Here is a 1,675-nt window from a genome sequence, read left to right on the forward strand (position 1 = left end):
GACCGGGCCGCACCCTCGACACCGGCCGGCCGGTGCCCGGCGCCGGGCACCACGCCGCGCATGCCCGGCGCCGCGCCCCGCACATCGGGCGCCACGCCACCGACGCCGAACGCCACGACCTCCACGCCGAACGCCACGCCCGCCAGGCCGAGCTCGGCGCCCCGCACATCGGGCGCCACGCCCCCGACGCCGGGTGCCGCGTCACCGGCATCGGACGCATCGGCCCCGGAGCCGGGGCGCCCCTGCTCCGCGCACGGTGCCCCGCCGCCGACACCGGGTGTTCTGCCCTCGACACCGGCTCACCCGCCCTCCACGGACACTGCCGCACCGCGGACGACACCGGACGGTCCGTCCCCGGCACCGAGCCCTCCCCCTTCCCCCTCCACGCCCGGCACCGCGCCGCCGCCGGCACCGGCACCGGCAGCGGCAGCGGCAGCGGCAGCAGCAGCAGCAGGTATTACGACGTCCACCCCAGATGCAGTGCCCTCGCCCCGGGGTGCTCCGCCCCCGCCCTCCGTCGCCGTCCCGGGCAAGCGGGTGCGGGCCGGTGGCAGTGGGCTGCCGCTCGGTGATGTGCGGCGTGAGGCGCGAGGGGTTGCCCGGGCCTCGGTGCGGCTGGACTCGCCGACGGTGCAGCACCTGCTGAACGCCTTCGTCCGGGAACACGGCGTCGTAGCCGCGTGGGAGGACGTGATGACGCCGACGCTGCACGCGGTGGGCCGCAAGTGGCAGTCCAGCGGCGACCGTTACGTGGAGGTCGAGCACCTGCTGTCCTGGCACGTCTCCACCGCCCTGCGCAGCGCGCCGTTGCTCCGGGCCTGCCCAGAGCCGCCGCCGGAGGCAACACCCGTGCTGCTCGCCTGTCTCCCGGGCGAGCAGCACACGCTGCCGCTCGAAGCGCTCGACGCGGCGCTGCGCGAGCGGGGGACGGCGACGCGCATGCTGGGCGGCGCCGTACCGGCGGAGGCGCTGACCACCGCCGTACGGCGCACGGGACCGTGTGCCGTCGTGCTGTGGTCCCAGACTCGGTCAACGGCCGACTCCCCCCTAGCCCGCCACCTCGCCGACACGCGGTGGGGCGTCAGGGGCGCCCGGCGCGGCCCCGTCGTCCTGGTCGCCGGCCCGGGGTGGGGACACCGGGCGCTGCCGGGCCTGCCGCGGCCGCGCGAACTGGCCGAGGCACTGACGATGCTGTCCCGGACGGGAACAAGCACGGCTCACGCGAGGAGATCCAGTGAACACTGAGGAACGGCACGCCACGGACACGGACGCGGAGTTCGTGCGTTTCTGGCAGGAGCGCCGGGTGTGTTTCCTGTCGACCCAGCGTGCCGACGGGACGCCGCACCTGGTCCCGATCGGGGTGACGTACGACCCCGCCACCCGTACGGCACGCGTCATCACGAGCCGGGGTACCGCGAAGGTGCGCAACGTCGAGCGGGCGGAGAGTCCCGTCGTCGCCGTGGGGCAGGTGGACGGCCGGCGCTGGTCCACCCTGGAGGGCGTCGCGACCGTGCGGGACGACGCCGAGGCGGTCCGCGACGCGGAGGCGCGGTACGCGGCCCGCTACCGGCAGCCGCGGGCGAATCCGGAGCGGGTCGTCATCGAAATCGCCGTGCGGCGCTTCCTGGGCACGGTGCGCCCCCTCGCGCCCTCCGGGAGTGATGCCCCCGGAGGG

At 76.3% G+C, this 1,675-nt stretch carries 2 protein-coding genes; both read left to right on the plus strand.

The features are described 5' to 3' along the window. The first annotated feature begins 282 nt into the window (after nucleotides 1-282). Nucleotides 283-1,245 carry a B12-binding domain-containing protein gene (locus EBH09_RS03590; protein ID WP_121746215.1) on the plus strand — a complete coding sequence of 321 codons (963 nt, stop codon included), beginning with the start codon at nucleotides 283-285 and terminating at the stop codon, nucleotides 1,243-1,245. After that, a partial coding sequence (locus tag EBH09_RS03595; RefSeq protein WP_121746216.1) for a TIGR03618 family F420-dependent PPOX class oxidoreductase occupies nucleotides 1,235-1,675 on the plus strand: 441 nt, incomplete at its 3' end. The genes EBH09_RS03590 and EBH09_RS03595, both read left to right, overlap by 11 nt.

The organism is Streptomyces sp. E2N166 (assembly GCF_003671715.1).
In the GTDB taxonomy this organism is placed as follows: Bacteria; Actinomycetota; Actinomycetes; order Streptomycetales; family Streptomycetaceae; genus Streptomyces; species Streptomyces thinghirensis.